The sequence below is a fragment of the Paenibacillus sp. FSL H7-0716 genome, from assembly GCF_038002705.1.
Classification (GTDB): domain Bacteria; phylum Bacillota; class Bacilli; order Paenibacillales; family Paenibacillaceae; genus Paenibacillus_AQ; species Paenibacillus_AQ odorifer.
Genome location: NZ_JBBODA010000001.1, coordinates 303,394 through 330,141, shown reverse-complemented (window position 1 = coordinate 330,141; position 26,748 = coordinate 303,394). Strand labels below are relative to the sequence as shown.

Sequence of the window (26,748 nt, the reverse complement as noted above, 5' to 3'; positions counted from 1 at the left end):
CCTCTTTTCATCATTTTGTAGTTTGATTATTTTTGACCGTAATAAGCGTCTTTCCCATGTTTGCGCAAGTAATGTTTATCTAGAATACGTTGTGGCAATTCTTCCGCAAAATGGTTCAACTCTCTAGCAAATAAATTCATTTTTGATACTTCATCCAGCACTACGCTGTTCATTACAGCGGATTTTGCATTTTTCCCCCAAGTAAAGGGTCCGTGGCCTTTAAGCAAAACACCGGGAACAGCCATAATATCTATCCCGCGTTGTTCAAAGGTTTCGATGATTACATTACCTGTTTCCGCTTCGTAACCCCGATCGATTTCCTCTTGCGTCAAGAAACGCGCACAAGGAATGGAGCCATAGAATGTATCAGCGTGCGTAGTTCCCATTACAGGAACGTCAAGTCCTGCTTGTGCCCAAATAGTTGCCCAAGTGGAATGTGTATGCACGATTCCACCAATTTCGGAGTAATGTTTATAAAGTACTGCGTGAGTAGGTGTATCGGAGGAAGGTCTCATCTCCCCTTCAACCACATTGCCATCCAGATCAACGACTACCATATCGCTGGCTTTCATTGTTTCATAATCTACACCACTAGGTTTGATTACGAATAATCCACTTTCGCGATCAATTGCACTCACATTTCCCCATGTATACTTGATAAGTCCATGTTTCGGCAATTCCAGATTGGCTTGAAAAACCTCTTCTTTAAGTTGTTCTAACATCTTGGTCCCTCCATTTTCAGACTAAATTATCCACAGCGGATTGCTCAATCGCCAGACCTTTTTTATAACGTTCGATAAAGGTTTCAAAGCCTTTAATGTCGGTTGCATCGGGATGAATTTCTTCTCCCTTTACATCTTTGAACACTTTTTGATCGAGGAAGTCTTCCAAGCTTTCTTCCTGATTTTTGTTCATCATGTAGGAGGCAAGAATAGCCATTCCCCAGGCGCCGCCTTCTCCAGCAGTTGACATTACGGAAACAGGAACATTCAGTGAAGCTGCCATCATTCTTTGGCCAACAACCGGAGTCTTAAATATACCGCCGTGTCCTAAAATACTATCTATGGCTACATTCTCTTCTTTCGTCAAAATGTCCATTCCAATTTTCAAAGCACCAAAGGCGCTGAACAAATGTGTACGCATAAAGTTAGCCAGATTAAATTTGCTCTCAGGGGAACGTACAAATAATGGACGGCCTTCTTCTAAGCCCGTAATGTTCTCACCCGAGAAATAACCGTAACTGAGCAATCCACCCGCATCTGCGTCTGCTTCCAAAGCCTTATTCAGCAGTACGCTGTACAATTTATCAGCTTCTACCTTTTGCCCCATTGCTTCATAGAACTCACGGAATAATCCGAGCCAGGCGTTAAGGTCACTTGAACAGTTATTAGCATGAACCATACCTACCGGACTTCCGTCTGGCGTAGTCACCATATCAATTTCCGGATAAACCTTGGAAAGCTCTTTTTCCAATACGATCATGGCAAAAACAGAGGTTCCTACGGAGACATTCCCGGTACGTTTTCTTACACTATTGGTAGCAACCATACCGGTTCCCGCATCCCCTTCTGGAGGGCTAAGCGGAATCCCAGCTTGTAATTGCAATGATGGATCCAGAATTTTGGCTCCTGCTTCGGTTAATAGACCCGCTTGCTCACCGGCAACATACACCTTAGGAAGAAGATCGCTGGTCTTCAGCGAATAACCTTTGCCAGCAATAAGCTCATCAAACTGTTGTATCATAGATTCATTATAATTCCCTATGGATTCATCAATCGGGAACATCCCTGAAGCATCCCCAACACCAAGTGCTTTGTTGCCGGTCAATAACCAATGAATGTATCCTGCCAACGTCGTAACAAACCGAATCTCCGGCACATGTTCTTCTTTGTTTAAGATCGCCTGATAAAGATGAGCAATACTCCAACGTTCCGGGATATTGAATTTAAATACATCGGTCAATTCTTTGGCTGCCTTACCAGTTGTTGCATTACGCCAAGTCCGGAACGGAACGAGCAATTGATCCTGTTCGTCAAAAGCCATATATCCATGCATCATTGCAGAAAACCCGATTGAACCAACAGTTTGGAGGGTGATTCCGTAATTTTGTTGAACTTCTTGCTTCATCTCACGATAAGCATCTTGTAGACCTTTGATAATATCTTCTAGGCTGTACGTCCAAAAGCCGTCTTTCAATTGATTCTCCCATTCATAACTTCCAGAAGCGATCGTTTGAAAACTATGATCAATAAGTACTGCTTTAATACGCGTGGATCCAAATTCAATCCCTAGCGAAGTTTTTCCCGTATTGATTGCTTCTTCGATGCTTAATCGATTCGATATCACGTTGGTCACCTCTCTGACAGCGCTTTTTTAATATAAAAGAATTCGCTTTCTTAATTGACAGCTTTAGTATAAATTTTTGTACGTACATTTGTCAATAAAATAGTTATATATACATACAAATATGGAGATGATAATAATTTAACTCCGGACTTAGTTTGTTTATGATGATCTAAAGGTACGAAATATTTACATTTTTTCATAAAAAAAGAGCCCCTTTATATTTAATTCGTAGTCATGCTATAATTTGTACATACAACTTAACGAAATGTACGAATTATAATGCGAACAAGTATGGAAAGAGGAATTACATGAAACCAAAGTATCAAGTGATTATAGAGGATATAAAAAGCAAGATCCTTTCAGGAGATTACAATGTAGGCGAACAAATTCCTACGGAGTCTGCCTTGCAGTCCTTGTACGAGGTTAGCAGACAGACAGTTAGAAAAGCCATTTTAGAGCTATCCAACGAAGGATTCCTCCGCAGCGAAAAAGGTTCTGGCACGTATGTCAGCAACCAATATCGCACAAAGACCGGCGGGGGTTCACATAAGAAGACGATCGGTGTAATTACGACGTATATCTCTGATTACATCTTCCCTTCTATTATCCGGGGGATTGAAAGCCGAATGAATGAGGATAACTATTCACTATTATTGGCTAGTACCAATAACGATGTTGCGCAAGAAAAAAAAGCTCTCGAAATGATGTTGTCCTACGGCGTTGATGGTTTAATTATTGAACCTACGAAAAGTAATCTGTATAACCCCAATATTGCGTATTATCTGTCGTTTAAGGAGCAAGATATTCCACTCATTATGATTAATGCTTTTTATGAGGAAATAGAGCTACCGTTCCTTTGTCTTGACGATGTGCAGTCCAGTTATCTGGCAACAAAAGAATTGATCGCCAAAGGCCACTCTCAAATTGGACTTATCGCAAAAATGGATGATCTACAAGGCAAATATCGAATGAAGGGTTATATCAAAGCCCTCGAAGAAGCTAAATTGCGGTTTTATCCAGAGCAAATATTTTCGTTCAACACCGAGACCAAACAAACCTTAGCTACGAACTTGAAGGATTTCCTAAATAAAAATAGAGCTACCCTCTCTGCGATTGTCTGCTACAACGACGAGGTTGGTCTGGAAGTGGTCAATGCTTGCAGACAGCTGGACATTTCTATACCAGAGGAATTATCAATTATTGGCCAGGACAACTCCTATATTGCCCAAAATGCGAACATCAAACTGACCACTTTAACGCATCCCCAAGAAACTATGGGGCGTGATGCAGCGGATTGGGTCATTAAAAAATTACAAGGAAAAAAGGATCTTCCCAACAATACTTATTATCAACCTGTGTTAATTGAAGGAGAAACAGTAGTCGAGAGATAGAATAAATTCTGAGGGATTTGCATTTTATCTTCATATGTAAATGTAATAACCCACCAGTCGTGACTGGTGGGTTATTTGCAACTGTTATCTTAGTATTCTTTAAAGGTTCGATTCTTGTTTTGAAGTCAACAGTACAGAAGAAGCAAACTGTTTCACAAGCTTGCCGGGATTGATCCCGTATTTCTCCCGAAACACCTCCGAGAAGTGACTTGAGTTGGAATAACCCACAGCACAGGATGTCTCATTCACGTTCAAATTACCTTGCTGCAATAAGTGTAGAGCCTTCTCCAGCCTTATATCCCGTAAATAGCCGAATACAGTTGTTCCGAACATTTCTTTAAAGCCAGATTTTAATTTGTTATCATTCATTCCAATCAATCGGGAGAGCTCCAACAGGCTTGGCGGATCTATCATCCGTTGCATCATGATGTCCCGCGCTTCACTAATTTTTGTCATGTCGCTTTTCGATAGCTTTGTTGTCCCAGAAGTACCTTCTGTTAGAATCGATTGAAAGCCCAACGACAAAAGCTCTAATGTACTACATTCGATCTCCAGATTTTTGGTGCTGCGGTTTTGAAGAGCTGCCAGCATTCGCTCAAGAACGATAGCAGTAGACGGCTGCATCGTTTCCTGGAATACACGAAAAGATGCTTGGCCAAGAATGCGGTCAAAATCAGCGGATCTCCCTCCCCCGCCTTCTTCCATGAAGTGATGAAAAGTCGAAACAGGAATACCTACGCCTAACATAAGATAAGATTCATTCCCCTGAAACTCAAATTGAGAGCCAACTTCATTCATGAGTTGTAGCGTACAGCTTCCCGGAACAAACTCATACTGGACACCATCAACAGAGACTTCTCTTTTCCCTTGCAAACAATAATTAAGCTCAACCATTGCTGTTTTGGTTACGAGAGGCATGCTGTAATCCTGGCGAAAGGTAAAATCGGATACCACCACATTGATATCAAAGCGTGGGACGAATCGACGAACGAACCCTTCTCCCCTTTGCGAATGTAGTGCCATGTGCTCTGTACGATCTCTATTCTGCCGCGGCAGCTCAAGTCCATCAAAAAAAAGATTGAAATTGTGATGATAATCTATTCCAGTCATTGCTACCGCTCTCCGATCAAGTTTTTATAATAGTGAGAACCATTCTCATTATTATAAAGGATCCTCTCTTTTTTGACCATCTAACGGTTAGCTTAATCCCGAAATTCCTCGGCAGCCCGAGGGGTGATAGCCCCAAGGCTTGAATAAGGTGTTATCTGGATACGCCATCTAGGAAACACTAACATTTCTTTTACTTAATTTCTTAAATACCGAGTATTCCTTATTGGACTTAATAAAACTTAATATCTTTTCGGCACATTCTATTGAATTCATCTCTTCCGTATTTACTTCGAGGTCATATTCATCAAAGCAATATACTTTGCTAAACTGTGAAGCTGCTAGTCCAATCTTTCTATCTCCTCTTGTTTGCTCTCTTCTTATGAGTTCTTCTTTCGAGCATATTACACCTATAAATATCGTAGAGTGATCGAAAAATTGCTCAAGAAACACATTAAACCTCTTATCATTGTCGATTACGGTATCTACTATTACATTAAAACCCATTTCTATTAACAATTTAATTGTCGAGTGGTAGACTGAGAATATTGAATCATCCAATATTTGGGAAACAACTTGATGATCTATTTCTCTTGTAGGTTCATCTGGAAATTTATTATTAATAAAATCATTGTAATTATTAAAAAAATCATCAATTGATAAATGATAAAAAGGGATCTCTTTCTGTTTTATCAGTTCAGTCGATATGGAGGTCTTTCCGGAACTTGAAGTTCCATTTAGAAAAACTAATATCCCTTGCTTCAATTTAATCATCCCTTCAAATAATAATCATTGCAACTCAGAGAATATTCGAGAAAAGATTAAATTATCCTTTACTGTTTGATATGTTCCTTGATTTGTTCGGCTATTTGCTCCAACAATGCTTCTTTTCCTAAAGCAAAGAAAGCCTCATTATAATTTTGTCTGCTTGTCATACGATATATATTATTCGATTTTACAGCTTTCAGATTGCTCCAGACTTTGCTTTGGTCAAGAACATTCTGGTCATTATCGGATAATAAAATGATATGGTCTGGATTAAAGGTGGACAGTGCTTCTAGACTTGTCACTTTTCCTCCCCATGGATCTGGCTCCGGTGTACCTGGCGCGATGGGTAATCCTAGATCATTAAAAATCATATCCGCAATACCTGTGCGGGAATAGATGCGTATTTCTTTCTCTGTAGCTTCGATTACCGCAAATGTCTCTTCCTTGGTTATCTCAGTGATTTGACCATGTAGTAGTAGAGCACGTTGATCATAGACCTTCAACCACGTTTCCATTTCCGCTTTCTTATCAAGCACCTCCGCGACAAATGCAAATCGCTCTCTAAAAGCGTTAAAGCCATAAGGCACCCTCACTGTTGGAGCAATCATATTTAGTTGATCATAGATTTTTTCTTGGGTAGGTCCTGCCAGTATCAAATCAGGGCTTGCTGCAATGATCGCTTCTAAGTTGACTTCCGTCTGAAACCATCCAGCGGGAGTTACATCAGGCAGTACTTTTTTAAGAATAGGAGTGATTTCTAATGAATTAGCCATATCTGTATTCCCAGTAATAACAGGTTTATATCCAAGCACCAGAAGTTCTTCCGTTGAGCCGGATACATCGGCAATTCTAACCGGCTTCACCGGTATTACCACCTCTCCTTTAGCATCCTTGAGGGTACGTGTTTCGGTCGAATTCGTAGCGACGGGTTCTGAATTTACCGCAGGTGGTGAATTTTCTACTTTAACCTCCTGACCTGAATTTCCACACCCGTACAGCATCACCATCATGATTAAGGCGATTCCGACAAAAGAGATCCGTTTTAAACTGAACATTTTTTCCAACCCTCTCCAATCTATTGATAATCATTCTCACTTCTAGCAAGTCCGATCATACACTCTGCTGATAGGACAGAACTACCGGCAGAGGGATTGAATAACGGTTTGGCGGATATTTATTTAATTTTTATCGTTTTTTAATTACTTCTGAAGGGTTAATTCCATACTGCTTCCGAAAAGCTTCGGCAAAATGGCTAAAGTTGTTGTAACCTACCATCGTCGCTGTTTGGCTGACACTAATCTCCCCGGTACTTATGATTTCCCATGCTTTTTCTAAACGTTTGTTCCGTAAATATGCAAATACAGTTGTTCCGTACTCTTCCTTAAATCCAACTTTTAATTTGTATTCGTTAATGCCTGCCAGCTTGGACAATTCGATAAGCGAAGGTGGGTTTGCCATGTGGTCAAGGATGATATCCCTGGCTTTCCGAATGTTTTCTCGGTCACTACGTGATAAATGCAAACTGCGTTTAGTATGTTTCTGCTCAAAAAGAAAAGCGTCAAAATATACAGATAGGAGTTCTAATGCCTTCCCCTCTACGTACAACCGGCGCATGGAGGTATGATATGGACAGTCTCTCAATTGAACCAATAATCGGGTGGTTTCTGGAAGAATAGGCATACGGAACATTCGAAAAGCACGTGAATCTAACAGCCCGGATAAGCTGCGAGCATGTGAAGAGCCTTGATCCGCCATCCATGAATCGAATAGTGTAACCGGTACACCTATGGACAATAAACGGATAGGTTCAGCACTGCGATAGTGAAATTCCGCTTGGAAATCCTGCATGAACTGCAATGAACAACTGTCAGGCAATAACTCATGGCTGGTATCTGTTACATGAACTTCCCCGCTCCCCTGCAGACAAAAACTTAATTCAATCATCGCTGCTTCGGATTGAACCTGAACTAGGCGATCATCAGCAAAACGGTAATCACTATCAACAATTTCGATCCCGGAGGGTGTGATCACTCTATCGACGTATCCTTGGGTACTGGATTGTGCAAAATGTTTCCTCTCTGTAGTGTCCCTCATAGACGGAGCCTCAAACAAAGCATCGAAATACCCGTTATAGATGTTATGAATAGATGAACTTGTCATTCTGTTATACACTCAGCAGGTAAGCTGCACTCCGTAATCCCAATATTATGTTTTATCATGAGCAGATCACCTTTTCTCTTCTATTAAATGATAACGATTATCATTTAGATCATTATATGCGAGATATTGGATAACCTGCAATGTACAGTTTGTAAGGATCACTTCTCTCCGCCTCCTCAGTAAAGCGGTAGCACTTCTTGTGTCAGCCCTGAAAAGAGGTCGCTGGTTTGATCAAAAAAGGCATCAGGCAAATAATAATAAGTATCACCCATAGACACCACCTTTAATTCCGGAATGATATACATGGCGATATAAGTCCCGTCTTTGAGGTTGAACTGTAATTGATATGATTTTCCTTGGGATTGCGCCGCTGCAAGAGCTTCATATTCCTTATTGTTTAGCTCTGTTTTTTTTGCGCTGTACAAACCTTCGATAATGGACTCAACAATAGGATGATCAGTGATAGTCTTTTGCACGTCATTCCCCACATGATTCAGAATATAGATATCTTTTGCATGCTCCTTCAGATTAGCCAGATCTAGATACTCCTTCGCGCTCATTGCAGAATCGTCTACCTTCGCCACAATTTCAGCTAGATAATAATATTGCTCATCCTTAACTGCAATACGAAAATGGGATGGGTAAGTTGGGATTTCATACAGCTTTCCACCCATAGCGAACGTAGCGGTATAATCCTTTTCCGCATTCTTATCCCCGTCATTCTTTCCGGGCTCTTGGTTGAGATCAAACTCTAATGCACCAAGCGATTTGTCAGGCTCCATACCTGTGAACTTAAACTGAGCGCCATCTGCTACGAATGCATAACGGTATCCATTGTAATTCAGAATTTTGCGAACCCCTGTGGGAGACGAGACTGGTGTCTGCTGCGATATTTGTGGTGAATTAGGCAACGGCGTCTGCGGAAATTTATAAACGGCCACACCTAATACCAATGCAGCACAAGCTGCGAGTGAGCCCCACTTTACATAAGCTTTTTTATTAGTGCTTCTCGCGGAGTTGGCTTTTTCTATCAGATTTTCGTCTATGTAACCGATTGTTTTGAAGAGCTCTTTATTATTCAAAGGAAATAACCCTCTTTCTGAAGATATATTTGGAGTTTTTTGCGTGTTCTGAAAAGAATTGATTTGGTTTTGCTTTCACTGATTGAGAAGCGTGCGGCAATATCGGCCAAAGAATCAGAATACCAGTAACGCCTCAAAAAAATATTCCGCTGATCTTCCTTAATGTTGTGTAGAAATTTACTTATAGATTCGGCTATTTGTGCTTCCTCGTATTGGGTTTCAACGTTGTCTGAAGAGGATAAACAATCGTTTAATTCATCAAGAATCGTATCGAATTTTTTATTCCGTTTTTTAGCCATGTAATAATCATATTTGTTCAAAGCAATATTTCGTGTGATTCTCCCCAGAAAAGAGGACAGCTTTGCAGGAGACTTCGGCGGTATGGCTTCCCATGCACCAAGAAAGGTATCGTTAACACATTCTTCCGAATCTTCAGCATTAGACAAAATGTTATGAGCGATCCGAGTACAATAATTTCTATATTTTTTCGATGTTTCTTCTACTGCCCTTTCATTACGTGCAAAATACAATTGTATGATTTCACTATCTTCCACTCCATCACTTCCGTTCGATTTGATTAAGCATTCACTTATAAAGTAGGAAAAGAAGTGTTTAGGTTGCATAAAAATATAATTTTCTATAAGCTTCGGCATTCAACGCTGATAATATGACATAAAAATACAAATAACCCCTCATCCTATGGGATAAGGGGAAGTTATAATATCTTCTAATTTTTAATTAATTCTACTTCCTTCATTGGAGCCTTTGTCTTACGTAGCATCATCCAGATCCCCCCCAGACAAAATAAAACACTACAGCCCATGCCAAACAACGCGCTGGCGTTTAATGCCTGAGGTGAGCCTTTCATCGTAAGCACAGCCATTTGAGTGACAACAATGGAGACTACGGCATCAGTAAAGCTAATCATTTTTAATGTTGATATAATGGGATTATTGAGATGACGGTTAACAATGTTTCCATGAATGGCAAAACCAAGTTTTGTAAAAGCGATCAGTGCTACCAGATATACAATGTAACCTTCATAAACCAAAGCGTCCCCGACTAGATAAATCCGTAGGCAGACCAACAGATATGAAACACCTAGAAGACAAAGAAAAACACCGCCACGCTTATAAACATAAAGCTCCATGGAATACCTTTGCTGTGGTGAACTGACTTTTTTAGCTAATGTATATTTATGAAGCACCTGTCCTTTGGCTATACAAAGGATCAGATAATAAAGTGCATTTGTGATGAACCATCCGGACAATAGATATAACCCAAGAATTAACTTGCCTATACCAATAAAAGCATTGATGACTAGGGAAGCAGCGTTGAACATGGCGGTTCGATCTTGCGGATTTCCGAAGTCCCGAACTAAGATTGCCTTAATATATATCATCCTTTCAAGAAAACCTTCATATCTCATTTTATGATTCTAAGGGGACAATAGTATCATACTTGGCTCAACCCAGCAATAAAGCAATTAAAGTTCTGATTTATGATATATTAGAAAAGGTTGTGCTAATTCGGCAAGAGGAAATAGCAACAGCAATTGTTAATGGAGGCAGGTCGTATATGTATAGAAAATTAACAGCAGCAGAGTTGGATGTTATTTTAAGCTCGATTAATAAGGAACAGCATTTTTTATATTATTCATACCTTACTTTTCGCAGACCAAACACAGTGCATTACGGTCAGTATTCTGACCAGGGCGAGTTGCTTGGGGTATTAGCCTTTTTAAGTGGCCTTCCGTTTAATGCTTTTTCTGTATATCCAGTTCAGCAATCCTTTTGTCTCAGCTCAATGTTGGCGTTCATGAAAGATGAATTACATCTACATAACCATGCGGTGGGTAGCTTTATTATTAACGAACAAGAGCTGCAGGTCTTTGCTTCTCAGCTTGAGTTCTACAGCCCTCCCAAAAAATTGCTTCTTATGAAACATATTCATGAAGATGTTCTACCAACAGCGGACAAGCATGTTATGCACTTAGGACCTGCTCATTTCCAGCGAATTGAAGCAAAGATGGACGAGCTGCAAACCATGGCTTTTTCAAAAGAAGAATTACAGAATCCGTTCTATGGTGTGATGGCACAAGACGAGCTGATTGCTGTAGGCGGATACCACATATATAGTGAGGATTACGTTGAACTAGGAAATATCGGAACAGATGTGGCCTGGAGAAGAAATGGATATGGAAAAAAAGTCTGTGCAGAGCTAACACGCCAAGGACATGCCATTTCAGCTAACGTATATTTGAATGTTTTTGAGGAGAATGTAGGAGCCATTTCTCTATACCAATCGCTGGGATATGAACTCATTTGCCAACAATACATCGTTGAATTTAATATTTAATAAAAAAACGTACTGCATTAGCTGCAGTACGTTTTTTTAATTTTAGGTGATACGCCAATTAACCTTGTTTATTTCATTGCTTTTGCCAGCTCTGTGAAAATAACCCCCAGCGCATGAGCACCCGCATCTGGATAACCGATGCTGCGTTCCCCTACTGTGCCGGCTCTTCCCATACGGGCAACGATTTCAATAGTATTTTTTGAACCTTGGACAGCTGCTTCCGCTGCTTTACTTGCCGCCACTTTGATATCGTCGCCTTGTTTTGCACTCTGAGTCCAAGCATCAGCGAACGGTACGAGTGCATCAATCAATGTCTTATCTCCGACAACAGCCCCTCTGCCAAAAGATCTTTCCCCGGTATCTTGAATCCCTTTGACAACAGCTTGCATCATATCAGCAAAATCCTGAATGGTCAGCTCTTCCTTCTGCTGAACATTTTTACTCGCTGCGCGGAAGCCTGATCCCCAGATCGGTCCGGATGCTCCGCCGCAGTATTCCATAATGACCATGGAGCAGGCGTCAAGGAACTCACCGATATTAGTGAGATGGTGAGCTAAAATATCCTCCCACTCGACTTTCAGCTGTTTAAAGCCCTTAGCTACACTCATCCCGAAATCGCCGTCTCCAGCGTGGGAGTCAAGCTCACAGAACGGAACCTCATTCTCGATAATGACCTGGCTCATTTGATCGAGCAGATAGACGATATTTTGCAAAGTAAACCGATTGTTCTTAATCACCGCTGCAGCAGCATCCGTATTATTCTTAAAGGATACATTGCTGTCTGTTTTCTCTTCTTGGATTACTTCAGTATAGTTCACAGGCTCAAAAGGGCCTTTAATCGACAAGGCTGGTGTATCACAAGGCGCAGATAACCATTTCTTCAGTGTCTCATCCAGCTTCATTATCGTCACCGATGCACCTGCCATGTCAATGCTGGTCATGTAGTTACCAACAAACACTTTAAACACTTGTTTATTCTTAGCGGTTAATTCGCGGATGACAGAATTGTTCAGCAAATATAACTCTTGCAGCGGGGTGCCGCCAAATCCATTAATTAATACGGCTACTTCCTCCTGCTTCTGATCATTCATTTGGAAGTTGTCTAGCAAAGAGGTAACCATTCGCTGTGCTAATTCATCTGCGGGTACAATTTTCTCCCTGCGTATTCCAGGTTCTCCATGGATGCCAACCCCGTATTCCATCTCGTTCTCATCAATATGAAATGTCGGAGTACCTTTGGCAGGCACGGTACAAGAGGTATAGGCGAAGCCTATGCTGCGCACATGATCAATTGCATGTTGCGCCGCTTCTTTCACTTCCGCTAAGGACAATCCAGCTTCTGCTGCTGCTCCGGCTACCTTATGAACAAGCACTGTTCCGGCTACGCCTCTTCTTCCTACTGTATAAAGGCTGTCTTCAACGGCAATGTCGTCGTCTACTTTGACATAATCCACTTCGATGCCGTCTTCAGTGGCTAGATGGGCCGCATTTTTAAAGTTCATGATGTCACCGCTATAATTCTTGATAATAAGCAGCGAACCTTTGGTGCTTGCTGTGCGGCGAATCGCTTGATAAACCTGAATTTGGGATGGAGAAGCAAACACATCACCGCATACAGCTGCATCCAGCATCCCGGTTCCTACAAACCCGGCATGAGCCGGCTCATGCCCGCTTCCGCCACCACTGATCAGGGTAACTTTATCTTGATTAATCTCTTTCTTAGAAATCACTTTGAATTTAGGATCGAAATCCAGCTCGGGATGCGCCAAGACAAGCCCGTTACACATTTCCCTAACCAGAGTCTCCGGCTTGTTTATGATTTTTTTCATTTTAAAGCTCCTTACTTGATTTATATTGACGGCCTAATTGATCGGCTGCCATAATTGCTGATGCAACCGCATCCTCCGTAATTGGGAACGGCATCGAATGGATAGATTCCTCAGCAATGCAAGCTTTTTTAGCAACCTCAAGCAGTTCCTCATAGGTTACATGCTCAACACCAATATCCGCTAAGCATACTGGGAGACCAATCGAAAGACAGAAGTCCAACACTTCTTTTAATTCAGTCCGGTCTGCGTTTTCAAGAACCAGTTGAGCAATCGTGCTGAAGGCTACCTTTTCACCATGATAATAATGATGAGTTCCTTCCAAAGCAGTTAACCCATTATGAATCGCATGAATCGCTGCCAAACCACCACTTTCAAACCCAAGACCCGATAAAAGAATATTTGTCTCAATTATATTCTCCAAAGCTGGGGTTACGATATTCAGATCGCAAGCTTGCTTCGCCTTGAATCCATTCTCAAGTAATGTCTCATAGCAGAGCTTCGCAAGTCCCAACGCTGTTACTGTCCCTTTAGCTTCACCGCAAACCCCTTCACGAACTCCGCAAGGTAAACCTGCATTCACGTTGGAATACGAATTTGCAGTAGCTCTTGCTTCAAAATAGGTTGAAAGTGCATCTCCCATGCCTGCCACAAGAAATCTTGTAGGTGCATTGGCAATAACTGTTGTATCAATCATGACTACACTCGGGCTTTGCTTGAAATAAGCATAATCATCGAATTCACCTTCCGGAGTATAGAGCACCGCTGAGTGGCTTGTCGGAGCATCAGTTGCTGCTATCGTTGGAACGATAATCAATGCTTCTCCTTCAGCTACACATTTTGCCGTATCAATCGCCTTACCTCCACCCAAGCCAATCGTACATGCACATTGATGCTCTTTGGCTAGCGCTTGTAATCTGGCGACTTCTTGTCTTGAGCATTCCCCGTGGAAGCCGCTTTCAACAAGAGTTATATTAAATTTCTGTTTAGTTGACTCCAGTTTGTCTTTCACACGTGTTACATCATCTGGATGGGCAATTAACAAAGCAGAATCACCGAATGTTTTTACGAAGTATCCTAAGTTCAATAATTCATTTTCACCTTGTACATATTTCGTCGGACTGATAAACGCTCTTCTCATTTTTCGTTCCTCCTCAGTTGTTTATAGTTATCATTATAGATTGCTCTAATTTAAGAAACATGAAACAATAAAAGCTTATTAAAGCGTTTTCTTATCGTATTTTTTTGTCATAATCGTGAAAAATCGAACTTTCATGTCATTCTGTTGAATTATTCTGTATAATGTTCATTAAGATTCTATAACTTACATAGGAGAATTTTGTGATGTCAAAATCCCGGTTCAATCTAGAAGAAATTATTGATTTGAAGAAATGGGAAAAGCTCCAGGATTCCTTATCTCTTGTAACCAAAATGGCTATTCTTACTGTTGATTACAAGGGTGTTCCCGTGACCAAGCACAGCTATTGTCAGCCTTTCTGTCAAGGTGTGCGCCAGGACTCCCATCTCTCTCAATATTGTCAAAAATGTGATGCCCACGCTGGGATTGAAGCGGTTCGCCAGAACAAACCGTTTATTTATTTATGTCATTTCAATATTATTGATATCGCGATTCCCATCATTATAGATAATCAATATCTAGGTGCAATTATGGCCGGACAGCTCAAGCTTCGTGAACCTGACGTGCCACAACTGGAGCAGATTGTCTCTCGGCCGCCGAATGTGGAGACGAACATAAAGTTTAAAGCACTCAAAGAGGATTACCAGGCACTGCCTGTTTTATCCTACGATGAAGTAACAAAGTGTGTTGAGCTGCTGCTGCAGTTAAGTACCTATATCGTGGAGGAAGCCATTCAAAAGCATACTACCGTGGATTTGTACAAAAAGGTTCTGACCACCAATATAGAAGAACCCGCTTCTGCTGAAGCTATGGACGAGTCAGACCGTACGTACCGAAAAATCCAATCCATACAGCAGGAGTTATCCGGGGCTTTGATCGAGACCAAATTGAAGAATGGTGTTCAAAAGTTCGTCTCAATAAATTCTGTGCTTCAGCCTGCTTTTAATTACATTTATGCACACAAAAATGAGAATTTCAGCCTCAAAGAAATGGCTAAGCTTTGTCATATCAGCCCCAGTTATTTCAGCCGTATTTTCACAAAAGAAACTGGAGAGAATTTCTCCGTCTTCATTGCCAGACTCAAGATTGAATGGGCTAAGCAACTGCTGGAAGCCACGGATTCCCCGATCAATCAAGTCAGTGATGATTTGGGCTTTTGCGACACGGGCTATTTCATTAAAACCTTCAAAAAATACGAGAACCTCACCCCGGCTGTATATCGGAATATGTATATGAGGCGATCAGCAAAAGAAACCCTCCGTTAATATAATTAACGAAGGGTTAGTTCCTCATTCCCACCAATGCTTCATTTCACTAAATCCTACATCCCATAACTTCACATTCCCTTTAAGGATAAAGGTTATTTCTTTTACGGTAACTAATGCCGTGTTGTTGAGTTCAGCTTGGGAACTATATTGTTCACTGGATTGAAGGATCATGTTGCCATCAGCTATAATCATTAGTTCACTGCTAGAATTTTCATTCTGCGGGAATCCAAAGCTGAAATATAACCATACCTCTCTTTTATCACCCAAAGTATAGGTGTATTTTTTAATTTCTTCACCTTCACTGCTGTACAAGTTCATTTTTGGTATTATATTTTCACCAGCGATAGTGAAACTGGGAAGATTATGCGTGATAGGCATGCTTCCCGTAAGCTTTTCCAACGTTTGGAATCCCTGCACAGGTCTTTCACTTTTCTTCAGAGTTAAATCAATGATCTCAGAGATTCCCATGATTCCAACCAATAGCACAACAACAGATAATGCCGAAGTAAAAAGCGATCTCCTGGTGATTTCCGCTGAAAATCCAATCTTATATGCACAAAATCCTATCATTGCCCCTAACGTATTGGAGATGACATCGGCTACATCAAAGGAACCCAAAAAAGTTAAAGCTTGAAGAGTTTCCAGCCCAAAAATGGTTAAGATAAACAAACAAATAAACTTTTTAAAATGTGTACGATACAGCAAAGGGAATAATACGCCAAAAGGAATAAAAGCAGCGATATTCCCAAAGTCATAAACCCAAGAAAAGGATAGGTCAAAGAGATCAGGAAAAAGAAGCGGAACACTTTCTGGAATCAACATAAACGTGTATTCATACTGGCTTGTTGCATGCTCTACTCGATTGAAAGCAAAAAACAAAAAATATAAGATCAACAGTGTATAAAAAATAGTTCCTATAATAAGAATCTTTCGTAATTTCACTCCCATAATAACTTCACAATTCCCTCCATATGTCGATGGAAATAGTATATCTCTCCAAAGTGACATTCCCGTGACACTGAAGGTGACGATTTAGTCATTCAAAGCTTATTCCGATAAAAAAGCCATCACCCTTAGTTTAAGGCCGATGACTTTTTGTTACATAAATTATCTATTCGTGACTAGTTTCCAGTGCTGGCTAGCAGAACCTGTATTATTTGCTTGAATAATATTTGCCCCCTCTGTCGTCGAACCCTGATCTACTGCCAGAACTTTTCCACTGTTACGATTAATAATATTGTAAAACTCACCTGAGGGTTCCAAAGTCCATTGCTGGTCATTCGATCCGTTATCATTCCATTGGACACTTTGAGCACCATTAGCTAATGAACCTCCTAAAATGCCCAAGTTTTTACGACTATTAGTATTGACCAGTTTCGTATAACCATCAGCTGTGCTGACTACAAACCAATTTTGGTCATGTGATGAAATTCCGCTGGTCCACTGAACCGCCTTCCCTCCATCTGCCATCGAACCCTGATAGATACCCAACACTTTACCACTATTCACATTAACCATTCGATAACTGTCCACCATAATATGTCCTTCATCTGGAACCAACTCCCACAGCTGATCAGTGCTGCCTGCATCAGCCTGCTGTATAACTTGGGCACCCTCTTCAGTAGAACCCTGCGCTATACCTAACGTCTGACCACTGTAACGGTTAACAATCTTGTAGTAGTTACCAGAGGCTTGTAAAGTCCACTGCTGGTCATCGGAATTGTTATCAGTCCATAATACGGCTTTGGCTCCTTCTGTTGTTGATCCTTCTAATATTCCGGCGACCTTTCCACTCTTTGCATTCACAATGGATTTGTAACCGTTAGGAGCATAACCACTTTCCGCAGTGGAAATGAGCCAATATTGATCCAAAGAATTAGTCCCGCTGCTCCATTGCACGAGATGATTGCCATTCGCAGTTCCGCCTTCCAATACACCTAAAGCTTTCCCACTTTTCACATTAATTAATTTGTAGTAACCTACGGACATATCACCATATTTCACCGTGTTTTTCCCACTAAAAAATCCGGCTTGAGGGATAAATAAGCGGCCATTGCTAAGCGGCAGTAGTTGGCGGTTATACCCTGCATCTACGAGCGGATTATATGGAACCCAGCTTCCGGATGCATCCACTCTAGAAGAGTTGATCAGCACTTCTTTTTTTCCTGCAACGTTTAATACGAGTCTCCCATCTCCCAAAGCAGAAATATAGGGACTTCCTCCGTACCCTACAAGAGTTCCTACTTCAGTTGGATTCCAGCTCTCAGGATCTGCTGAAATTTTCAAATAATTGGGCACGCCCGGGTATCCTACCATCTCATAGGTCATTGCGTATTTATCATTGCCCATCTTAGCGATTGTAGGCATTCCTGGACGTAATTTGCTGTCTGCAAATGCCACATCAACTACCACAGGTCCCCAGTTCGTGCCCTCCAACGTAGTCTGATGAACTAACTTCTGGGCATGGGCAGGATCACGTTCATCTGAATAATAAACAATGAGTTTGTGGTTGTGAACCAAAAAGAAAGGCTCCCAAATGGGATCGTAACCAATATCGTTTCGTCCACCTTCAGCAATGGTGCTTACATATGTCCATGTTCTACCTAAATCATTGCTTTTATATAATTCCAACTTGGTAGCTGCTTTGTTGCTTGGTACAGAGTTTCCTGCAAGAAGCATAGTACCCGCAGGCATGTTACCTATAGGTTGGGGGAGTTCAAACAATTCTGGGCAATTTAACATTCCCCAACCATTTTGAGTATCCTCCACTTCTCCAACCTGATTCCAAGTGACGCCATTGTCAACGCTTTCATAAATAGGGAAAACAGGGGTGGTATTAGAGGTTTGTTCAAACGTAGCATACATTTTGTTATTGTTGATGCCACTATATTTAAGCTGGATTGCCCTAGGTGATAAAGCCCCATAGGATGGTGAATCTACTGGTGGTACATATAAGACATTAGGTCCGAAAGCGTTTACAACATTGCCGTTAAAGCTAATCCCTGTGCCAACCACTGTCACTAAAACCAACAAAAAAGACAAAACCTTCCTCAGTTCTCTTCTCAAAAGTAATTTCTCCTTTACTCTGGGATTTTTTAAACGAATACAGCTTCAATATAATTAATAAACGGATAAATGAGAATGTAATATCTCGACCGGATCATGCAATATGATTACTCAAGTAGATTATCATCTCCTCAATTAAATTTCGGGTTTTATAAAATAAGGGTGCCCCTTAGCCTTTTTATGGCTTTTAAAGGCACCCCTTGGATGTGCTATACAAATGTTAAATGTCAAATTTATGTTTGGCGAGTCCTTCTACGATTTGGGGATCATTATGCGAGAAGAAAACACTCTGTTTCGTATCTAATGTAGCTATTGTCTCTAAATCTTCTTGGTTTAATTCGAAGTCAAAAATATTAAAGTTTTCGATGATCCGTTCTTTATGCGTAGACTTTGGAATAGCAATCACGCCTCTTTGAGTTAACCAACGTAAAACTACCTGAGCAACGGATTTCTGATATTTTTCAGCGATAGAAACTAATACTTCATTATTGAAAAGGTTGTTTCGTCCTTCCGCAAAAGGTCCCCATGACTCGATCTGCACATTCTTCTCTTTCATATAATTCGCACTTTCGATTTGCTGCTGAAAAGGATGTGTTTCAATCTGGTTGATTGCAGGTGTAATTTCATTGTGGCTAATCAAATCAATTAGACGATCCATTTGAAAATTGCTGACTCCAATCGCCTTGATCTTACCCTCACGGTACAATTCCTCCATAGCACGCCAGGAACCATATACATCACCAAATGGCTGATGAATTAAATATAAATCTAAATAATCCACTTGTAATCGATCGAGCGATTTGGCAAAAGCTTTCTTAGTACGCTCATAACCGGCATCCTGAATCCAAAGTTTAGTAGTAATAAATATTTCTTCTCTTGGTACACCACTGCGTTTGATGGCTCTACCGACGGCTTCTTCATTTTGGTAAGCTGCTGCAGTATCAATCAGGCGATAGCCTGCCATAATAGCTTCATAAACGCTTTGTTCGCATTCGCTAGCATCATTCATTTGATAGACACCAAAACCAAGGATAGGCATCTCTACACCATTGTTCAGAGTTACTGTTTGCATATGAAATCCTCCTATTTACATGTTCTGTGATTAAGATTACAATAATTAGCCTAACAGGTTCGAGTAACACGAAGTCAAGCGACACTGAGTTCTTTTCGCATTCTTTTTAAGGAGGAATTACAATGTATACTGTGAAGGAAGTCGCCAAGCTACTGGGTTTGACTGAACATACCATCCGTTATTATACGGATAAGGGTTTAGTTCCAACAATACAACGGGATAAAAATAACATTCGTCTTTTTGATGATGACTCCATTAATTGGCTAACAGGTGTAAAATATCTCAAACAATGCGGAATGTCAGTAGAAGATATTAAAAGCTATGTAGACTTGTGTTTACTAGGCGATTCTACCATCCACGAACGTTATCAAATCATAATGGAGTATAAAGCTGCTGCTGCAGCTCAGTTGGAAGAGGCCAAACTTAAAGTCAAATATATGGAAGACAAAGCTGATCATTATCTAGATATTATCAATCAGGTAATCCCGGATGACACGAATCCAGCTAAATGGACAAAATCATGAACAAGAGGCAGATGAACAACCTTTGATTATCAAAGGTTGTTCATCTGCCTCTTAACTTGTTAGGAATCTACTTTTTCTTCTTGATGTGATATCTTTTCATTGTGATAAAGGACGAATTCGTATTTATTCCCCGTTAGTTGATCATTATAAAATACAATTTTACGGTTCAGTATATCTAAGTTTTGTTGCAATGCCTTAATTTCTTGTTCCACTTGTTGCTTACGCTGTTCAAGTAAATTTTTCCGTTCAGGAATTGTCTCGTCCCCCATAGCCCGCCACTCGGTATATTGCTTCAATTCTGCCATCGTCATTCCTGAATCTTTTAAATGAAGCAAAAATTGAACCCATCCAATATCCTGATCTGTATATTCGCGTAAATTATTGTCACTTCGATGTGGAGTAAGTAAACCTTCCATTTCGTAATATCTGAGCGTGCTCTTGTTAACACCGACGATTTCTGCAAATTCTCCAATGGAATAAGGCATGATCCCCACCTCCATTTCTAATTTTGTTTCTATTCAAAGGATATACTTAAATTAATAAAAAACCAAAGGTCGGAGTATGAATCCATTTTTATGGCTTGCCTTAAAGTGTACTTTAAGGTCTATACTTCATTTTGAAAGCAGTTAATCATCGATGAAAGGGATGTTCTTACATGGCTGAAAAACAAACAGCAGGCCGAGACTTATTAGGAGAATTCGCTCCGAAATTTGCTGAACTGAACGATGATATCTTATTCGGTGAAGTGTGGTCAAGAGAGAAAGACTTATCTCCACGTGACCGCAGCATGATTACAGTTACAGCATTAATCTCAGGAGGAAACTTCGAACAATTAACCCCACATCTGCATAAAGCAAAGGCAAACGGAGTCACAAAAGATGAAGTAGCGGAAATCATCACGCACCTTTCGTTTTATGTAGGGTGGCCTAAAGCTTGGTCGGCATTTAATATTGCCAAAGAAATTTATAAAAATTAAAGGAAAGAGGTTTTTATTATGGCTAATGAGCAACTAAGCAACAGTACTATCTTTCCACTCGGACAAAAGGTTGAAGCAAATTTTATAGGTGACGCATACTTGCAGATGATTTATACTGACACGACACCTTTGAATGCACCTATTGGGAATGTAACCTTTGCCCCGGGAGCTCGCAATAACTGGCACTCCCATAAAATCGGACAAGTATTATTAGTTACCGGTGGTGAGGGTTGGTATCAAGAAGAAGGCAAACCAGCTCAATTCCTCCAAACCGGGGATGTTGTGAATATTCCAGCGAACGTAAAACATTGGCATGGTGCTACAAAAGACAGTTGGTTTGTCCACTTAGCCATTTCACCCGGAGAAACAGAGTGGTTAGAACCTGTTGATGCTGAGCTTTATAATCAATTGTAAAAAACCGCATCGGGTCTATGGATTCGATGCGGTTCTTCTTTTTCTAATGGCTATCTTGACTTCAATTTAGCCGGATTAAAGAAGTGAATTCTCAGAAAAATCGAGAATAAACTCAATGCCAAAAATAATACTCCTCCTAAAACGATGTATTGTGTACCCATTCCTGTTATGAATAATCCACCTACTGCTGTACCCATGGTTATTCCTAAGTTACCACAGGATAGGAATAAACCATTAGCAAAATCTGGCGCCTCAGGAACCGCAGATGTAATCCAGTATTGACTGATCAGATTACCTATTGCATAGAACAAACCCCATAATAAAACTGTTATGATCATAGGTCCTGTGAACGCACCCGTTACAAATGATAATAGATAAATGATTCCTAATATAATTGGGAATGTTATGACTGTTTTTATCGCATTTTTAGAGAGTAATCTTCCCCCTGCAAAGTTTCCAGCCAAGCTGGCTAATCCATATAGCAATAACACTAAGCTTAACGTCTTCCCCGAAATATGTGTAATAGACTCAAGGTATTCTGCGATGTAACTATTAACGCTAGCTGTTGCGGATCCAATAAGTACGACTGCAATAATGGCTAACCAAACAATTGGCTTTTTTAATAAGCTTATTTGAGATCCGTATGAAATTCTTTCCTTCACTGGCATGGAGGGTACAAATAATAACGTCGCTATGAAGGCTAGAGCGTTTACGATTGTAAAAAAGAACATCGCCATATCTACTGAGCTCTGACTAGCAATATAATTAGTGATGGGTACGCCAAGAACCATTCCTCCTGTCACTCCCAGCATGACTTTAGAGACAGCTTTTGGAGCTTCTTCCTTACTGACTGAAGTAGAAGCTACTGTCAAAGCCAACGAACAATAAACTGGATGAAAAAAGGCGGGAATCACACGAGCAATTAACAACATATTAAAGTTTGATGTGAAAATGGAAATGATATTCCCAAGAATAAAAATACCAAGTACAAGCAACATGACTTTTTTACGGTTTAAACTAGAGAATAATAACGGCATCGTAGGGCCAGCAATAGAGACAGCAAGTGCGAAGAGACTAACTAACAAACCTGCTTTGGAGACTGAAACATGATAGTTATCTGCAATTAAAGGTAACATTCCTATTACCCCCATTTCAGTTGTTAAGATGCCGAAGACTCCTATAATTAGAATGAGTAAATACAGATGATTTTGTTTTGCCATGTTAACCCCTTACCTATATATAATTTTGTTTTATACTCGAAAGTAAACACTGGTGAATTATTACCCTCATGTGTATTATTATAGATGAGCTGATTTTCTTCAATTAGCAAATATCAGTGATCCGTGTAATAATTCACACATTACTTCGATCTGTTAATTTTCTGCAGGAAAGTTGGTAAAGCTACGTGACAAAGGTTGATAGAAGAATACTTAAATCTCAGGCAGCCATAAAAAAAGCAATGACTGAACTGATGTCTGAAAAGAATTTCGATTCCATAACGATAAAAGATATTTCTGACAGAGCAGATGTTAGCCGAAGAACGATTTATCTACATTACGAGGATAAATACGATTTATTAGACAAGTTAATTGAGGAACATATCCATGAACTTAGAGAATCCTGCAGCACTGAGTCTGAGGTTAACTCAGCAAATCGTAAGTTGACCTGGTTCGAATATTTTGAACAAAACTATTTATTCTTTTCAGCGATGTTATCTAGTAAAGGAGCTCCCTTCTTTCGGAGCCGGTTTCTTGAGTTTGTCATTGAGGATATCAAGAATGAATGGGAGATGACAGAGGGGAAAAAACAGGGATTATACGAAGACATTATTCTTCAGTTTATTGCACCAGCGTACGTAGGGATCGTGGAATGGTGGTTTACTAACGAAATGCCTTATCCACCTGACATTATGGAAAATCAACTGGAAATTCTATTAGAAAATAACCTATCCTAAATTTCCAAATACCAAAAAAGCCCAACTTCTCCATAAACCGATGGAGGTTGGGCTTTAATTAATTATTTTGCTCAAGAAATTGGTAAACTGCCATCATCTCTTGTTTATTCAACTCACGAATACGATTGAAAATTGGAATTTCAGCAACAGCCTCAATATTTAAGCTTTCAGAAATAACGTCACTTACTTTACCCGTTAGCCAAGTTTGCACATCTATACCTTCAACAATTTCCTTACGCCCTTCATCATTGATGCCACTCGCATAACAACTAACACAAGGAATCGTTAATTTATATACGCCATCATGAAGTCCATCTTCCGAAATAACTTTTTTTCCTTTACAGAATGGACAGGGATGGCTTGCTTTAATCTTATTAATTAAGGTGACGATTTTTTTGTAACCAAACGCTTCATAGACATAAGTCAGCTTTTTATATTTTCCATTAGTGAAATACTTATCTATGATATTTTCTCTTGTTTCGTGGATATTGGCAAAATCACAGATCGTAATCCGGTTATTCCTGCTGATGGATTCGATACTGCCGCTAATAATGTCCCAGAATGGCAAGGCGTTTTGTAACACCATTTCATATTGCGCAAAACTTCCTAACTCTAGTTCAAGCATTTTTAGAGCGACTTGTGTTTCCCTGGGTAATAGAGAGACCTCTTCTGTCAAAACCATATCTCCGCCCACGATGGCTTTCATTTTTTCTAGTACCTGTAATTCACCAACGGTGCTAATGACTTGATCAAGGGGCATCCCAATAAGCTCGCGAATATCAGTGTCGCCGAATTTAAGCTTTTTATGATGATTTAACACCGTTCCTTGACAGATTGGACAGGTAATCGTTTTTTTGGACGCTTTAATATACTCTTTAATAATTGATTTCGAGATGACCATATAGTTCCCGATAATGGTATTAAAGCCTTCCCAAGTTCTCGAGGCTTTAGCTGCTTTATCATAGAAGGACTTTTCCCAATACCCGTATAAAAAGGTGTGTTTTTCAGCTTCTGTCATCTCATTATAACTTTTGCTAATATCCTGTCCGAGCTCATTCTTTAACTCATCAAAGATGAATTTTATTTTTGGTAATTGATAGAATTTCAGAATCTCCATCGCATCTGGATGTAATGAGCCGTCCCAAAAAGGTACGTTCTTGTCCTGAAGTACAATATCAAAATCAAATTCTTCAATCACACGGCGACCCTTACAGCTTGGACAATGATTGTCTGATTGATAGAAATCAAAGCTTTTTGTATCCTTATTAGTGGGATGCGCTGCCACAATATGGTTGATCAAGCCACCCATTTCATAAAGGAAAGTAAACTGACTAAACAAGTGTCGTTCCAGATCAATGGCGATGACAGGTGCAATCGTATCCGATTCATATTCACCATAAATCAGGCGGGCCATGGAGGATAAGCTTTTTAATATGCCACCTTTATAGATGTTCTCTGCATTTTTAAAATAGGCGATCTGATCTTCTTTTAAATAGGCAATTCCATTTTGTTGCTGGAGTGTTGAAGAAATGTGCGCAGGCGCCACGCTATCTGCACTGTTTTGTTGACGATAATAATCATCATGACTGAGAACATCAAGATGCTCCACAGGTGCAAGCTGTCTTTTGCCAAAATCAACGATAAAATCAGAGTTATCTAACATATAAGAATTATGTTCAATCATGATTATGGAGACAGATTCATCCTGCAAAATGTCCCTAATACTGTCAATGAATTGATTTAAAATATTTTGTGATAAACCTTTGGAGGGCTCGTCAAAAATAAAAAGTGTATGTGGATTTCTGGAGCCCGCAAACAGCTCAGAAACTAAATGGACACATTGAAATTCACCCGTGGATAAGGATTGTGTTTTTCGCTCCAACGTCAAATAACCAAGTCCAAGCTTGATCAATAAGCTTAGTCTTTTATGAGCAATGTCCTCATTTGGCAGTTCAACAATAATATCTTCAATCGAGCGCTCAAAAATATCATCAATATCCTCACTGTACTTTGTGAGTTTCCTTTTAATATCAAGAAAAGTGGCAACGGTCGAGCGACTGGTAATCGACTGATTTCGATCTTGCCCTACGATCACCAGCTTATCTTTGGAATAACGCTTTAGAAAATCTTTGACCATACATTCATTAACCAGCGTAGATTTACCACATCCGGACTCACCAGTAAAAGTTACCAGTCTATTTTGGGGAATCTGAATCTCGACCATTTGAATATTACGGCAATAAAGATCATGAAATTGATAATATTCTGCAGGTGCTGCCTGATTTAGTTCTTTATTGATGGGCTCAGGACGTGGTGATTCCTCAACTATTTTCCCGCCGTATTTGCCACTGCCAGGTCCAAAGAACAAGTGTTTATCCGCTGTATCCAGCACCGTGTCAGAATGGTCAATGAGCCAAATTTGATTTTTATATCCCAATTGTTTAATCTCCGCTAAAATCTTCAATAGCGTTTGGTGATCGAGACCCACGGAGATTTCATCAATGATAATCACGGTATTTTCACTTGTTGCCATGAATTCTGCCAAGTAAAGTCGTGTTAATTCTCCGCCTGACAATGTACCCATAATACGATTTAATGTTAAATAACCAATATTCATATTGATTATATTTTTCAGAATTTGTTGTTTACCCTCACTTATATTAAGCTTTTCTGCTAGTTTAAAAATGGTTTCGATGCTAAAGTCGTTTAGATCGGAAATACTCTGTGATTGATCCAATAATTCAATTTTATATTGTTCAGCTGCTTGATTGTAGCGTTTTCCTTGACACTTTTTACACTCGATATTTTTTGTAGTTCCACGCCCCTTACAATCAGGACACCAACCTAATTCATTATTAAATGAAAAAACCTCTGGAGAGAGATTATATTTTTCAGCAAGAGTGACACGAATTTCAGTAAACACACCTGTATGTGTGCCAATGGTTGACCGAGGATTTGAAGATATGGATGACCTACCAAGAAAAAGAACAAGGGGCATTGCTTCCATTTTGATCGCACTGAAATTAGTCTCCATAATATTTGGGAATAAATACTGGTATTCAGCTTTTGGCAATAAGGAAACGAGACGTTTTTTTGATTCTTCCCCAATCGTTTGACAAAAAGTTGTTTTACCAGATCCAGACAAACCAGCAATTCCTAACGACTCATCAACTGGCAGTACCGTTTCTAATCTGTTAATATTGTTCACAATTAATTGATTTATTTTCATAGTAAGCTCATCTCATCTCCATTCTCTTCATCTAGTATTGCCATGATTTATTCCATTAAATAGGGCACT

At 39.9% G+C, this 26,748-nt stretch carries 24 protein-coding genes; 7 read left to right on the top strand and 17 right to left on the bottom strand.

Annotated features, from left to right (window positions below):
- Positions 1-26 precede the first annotated feature (26 nt).
- Positions 27-722, bottom strand: a complete 696-nt coding sequence (locus tag MHH60_RS01555) for an L-ribulose-5-phosphate 4-epimerase (RefSeq protein ID WP_036677359.1) — start codon at positions 720-722, stop codon at positions 27-29.
- A 16-nt stretch (positions 723-738) separates the two neighbouring features.
- Positions 739-2,346 (bottom strand): xylulokinase, encoded by a 1,608-nt coding sequence (locus MHH60_RS01550; RefSeq protein WP_076133274.1) that lies wholly within the window; start codon positions 2,344-2,346, stop codon positions 739-741.
- Between the two features lie 308 nt (positions 2,347-2,654).
- On the opposite strand from MHH60_RS01550, the gene MHH60_RS01545 reads away from it, so the two are divergent.
- The gene (locus MHH60_RS01545; protein ID WP_076133275.1) at positions 2,655-3,737 is read left to right on the top strand and encodes a GntR family transcriptional regulator; all 1,083 of its coding nucleotides are present in this window, start codon (positions 2,655-2,657) and stop codon (positions 3,735-3,737) included.
- Positions 3,738-3,836: 99 nt separating this feature from the next.
- Here the strand turns inward: MHH60_RS01545 and MHH60_RS01540 are convergent, their stop codons facing one another.
- The 7 genes from MHH60_RS01540 to MHH60_RS01510 all read right to left on the bottom strand — a co-directional run bounded on the left by MHH60_RS01540 (position 3,837) and on the right by MHH60_RS01510 (position 10,256).
- Positions 3,837-4,847, bottom strand: coding sequence for a helix-turn-helix transcriptional regulator (locus MHH60_RS01540; protein ID WP_076133277.1), 1,011 nt, complete (start codon positions 4,845-4,847; stop codon positions 3,837-3,839).
- Positions 4,848-5,015: 168 nt separating this feature from the next.
- Positions 5,016-5,609, bottom strand: coding sequence for a chloramphenicol phosphotransferase CPT family protein (locus MHH60_RS01535; protein ID WP_076133279.1), 594 nt, complete (start codon positions 5,607-5,609; stop codon positions 5,016-5,018).
- Positions 5,610-5,677: 68 nt separating this feature from the next.
- Positions 5,678-6,667, bottom strand: coding sequence for an ABC transporter substrate-binding protein (locus tag MHH60_RS01530; protein ID WP_076133281.1), 990 nt, complete (start codon positions 6,665-6,667; stop codon positions 5,678-5,680).
- Positions 6,668-6,797: 130 nt separating this feature from the next.
- Positions 6,798-7,772, bottom strand: a complete 975-nt coding sequence (locus tag MHH60_RS01525) for a helix-turn-helix transcriptional regulator (protein ID WP_076133283.1) — start codon at positions 7,770-7,772, stop codon at positions 6,798-6,800.
- Between the two features lie 176 nt (positions 7,773-7,948).
- Positions 7,949-8,854 carry a hypothetical protein gene (locus MHH60_RS01520; RefSeq protein ID WP_256715047.1) on the bottom strand — a complete coding sequence of 302 codons (906 nt, stop codon included), beginning with the start codon at positions 8,852-8,854 and terminating at the stop codon, positions 7,949-7,951.
- Positions 8,851-9,408, bottom strand: a complete 558-nt coding sequence (locus tag MHH60_RS01515; protein ID WP_076099234.1) for an RNA polymerase sigma factor — start codon at positions 9,406-9,408, stop codon at positions 8,851-8,853. The genes MHH60_RS01520 and MHH60_RS01515 overlap by 4 nt, the downstream gene beginning before the upstream one ends.
- A gap of 173 nt (positions 9,409-9,581) precedes the next feature.
- Entirely contained in the window at positions 9,582-10,256 is a 675-nt protein-coding gene (locus tag MHH60_RS01510; protein WP_143766620.1) for a hypothetical protein, read from the bottom strand.
- Positions 10,257-10,432: 176 nt separating this feature from the next.
- On the opposite strand from MHH60_RS01510, the gene MHH60_RS01505 reads away from it, so the two are divergent.
- On the top strand, positions 10,433-11,212 hold the full coding sequence (locus MHH60_RS01505) for a GNAT family N-acetyltransferase (protein ID WP_076133449.1): 780 nt from the start codon (positions 10,433-10,435) through the stop codon (positions 11,210-11,212).
- Between the two features lie 68 nt (positions 11,213-11,280).
- Here MHH60_RS01505 and dhaK read toward each other — a convergent pair whose 3' ends face one another.
- Both dhaK and MHH60_RS01495 read right to left on the bottom strand, forming a co-directional pair.
- Complete coding sequence (gene dhaK, locus MHH60_RS01500; RefSeq protein WP_076133287.1) at positions 11,281-13,041, bottom strand: dihydroxyacetone kinase subunit DhaK; 1,761 nt, start codon at positions 13,039-13,041, stop codon at positions 11,281-11,283.
- A 1-nt stretch (position 13,042) separates the two neighbouring features.
- Positions 13,043-14,179 (bottom strand): glycerol dehydrogenase, encoded by a 1,137-nt coding sequence (locus tag MHH60_RS01495; RefSeq protein WP_076099237.1) that lies wholly within the window; start codon positions 14,177-14,179, stop codon positions 13,043-13,045.
- A gap of 203 nt (positions 14,180-14,382) precedes the next feature.
- On the opposite strand from MHH60_RS01495, the gene MHH60_RS01490 reads away from it, so the two are divergent.
- Positions 14,383-15,441 carry a PocR ligand-binding domain-containing protein gene (locus tag MHH60_RS01490; protein WP_076133289.1) on the top strand — a complete coding sequence of 353 codons (1,059 nt, stop codon included), beginning with the start codon at positions 14,383-14,385 and terminating at the stop codon, positions 15,439-15,441.
- A gap of 24 nt (positions 15,442-15,465) precedes the next feature.
- On the opposite strand, the gene MHH60_RS01485 is transcribed toward MHH60_RS01490, so the two are convergent.
- The 3 genes from MHH60_RS01485 to MHH60_RS01475 all read right to left on the bottom strand — a co-directional run bounded on the left by MHH60_RS01485 (position 15,466) and on the right by MHH60_RS01475 (position 19,582).
- On the bottom strand, positions 15,466-16,392 hold the full coding sequence (locus MHH60_RS01485; protein WP_076133291.1) for a VanZ family protein: 927 nt from the start codon (positions 16,390-16,392) through the stop codon (positions 15,466-15,468).
- A gap of 159 nt (positions 16,393-16,551) precedes the next feature.
- Complete coding sequence (locus MHH60_RS01480; RefSeq protein ID WP_076133293.1) at positions 16,552-18,510, bottom strand: RICIN domain-containing protein; 1,959 nt, start codon at positions 18,508-18,510, stop codon at positions 16,552-16,554.
- Between the two features lie 220 nt (positions 18,511-18,730).
- Complete coding sequence (locus MHH60_RS01475) at positions 18,731-19,582, bottom strand: aldo/keto reductase (protein WP_076099240.1); 852 nt, start codon at positions 19,580-19,582, stop codon at positions 18,731-18,733.
- 122 nt (positions 19,583-19,704) lie between these two features.
- Here MHH60_RS01475 and MHH60_RS01470 point away from each other — a divergent pair, with 122 nt between their 5' ends.
- Entirely contained in the window at positions 19,705-20,106 is a 402-nt protein-coding gene (locus MHH60_RS01470) for a MerR family transcriptional regulator (protein WP_076099241.1), read from the top strand.
- A gap of 59 nt (positions 20,107-20,165) precedes the next feature.
- Here MHH60_RS01470 and MHH60_RS01465 read toward each other — a convergent pair whose 3' ends face one another.
- Positions 20,166-20,591, bottom strand: a complete 426-nt coding sequence (locus MHH60_RS01465; protein ID WP_076099242.1) for a MerR family transcriptional regulator — start codon at positions 20,589-20,591, stop codon at positions 20,166-20,168.
- 170 nt (positions 20,592-20,761) lie between these two features.
- Here MHH60_RS01465 and MHH60_RS01460 point away from each other — a divergent pair, with 170 nt between their 5' ends.
- A complete protein-coding gene (locus MHH60_RS01460) occupies positions 20,762-21,082 on the top strand; it encodes a carboxymuconolactone decarboxylase family protein (protein WP_076133295.1) in 321 nt (106 codons plus the stop codon).
- An 18-nt stretch (positions 21,083-21,100) separates the two neighbouring features.
- Complete coding sequence (locus MHH60_RS01455) at positions 21,101-21,496, top strand: cupin domain-containing protein (protein ID WP_076133297.1); 396 nt, start codon at positions 21,101-21,103, stop codon at positions 21,494-21,496.
- A gap of 50 nt (positions 21,497-21,546) precedes the next feature.
- Here the strand turns inward: MHH60_RS01455 and MHH60_RS01450 are convergent, their stop codons facing one another.
- Entirely contained in the window at positions 21,547-22,716 is a 1,170-nt protein-coding gene (locus MHH60_RS01450) for an MFS transporter (RefSeq protein ID WP_076133299.1), read from the bottom strand.
- 185 nt (positions 22,717-22,901) lie between these two features.
- Between MHH60_RS01450 and MHH60_RS01445 the strand changes: the two genes are divergently transcribed.
- Positions 22,902-23,450, top strand: coding sequence for a TetR/AcrR family transcriptional regulator (locus tag MHH60_RS01445; RefSeq protein WP_076133301.1), 549 nt, complete (start codon positions 22,902-22,904; stop codon positions 23,448-23,450).
- A gap of 58 nt (positions 23,451-23,508) precedes the next feature.
- On the opposite strand, the gene MHH60_RS01440 is transcribed toward MHH60_RS01445, so the two are convergent.
- Positions 23,509-26,679 carry an ATP-binding cassette domain-containing protein gene (locus tag MHH60_RS01440; RefSeq protein ID WP_076133302.1) on the bottom strand — a complete coding sequence of 1,057 codons (3,171 nt, stop codon included), beginning with the start codon at positions 26,677-26,679 and terminating at the stop codon, positions 23,509-23,511.
- Positions 26,680-26,748 lie beyond the last annotated feature (69 nt).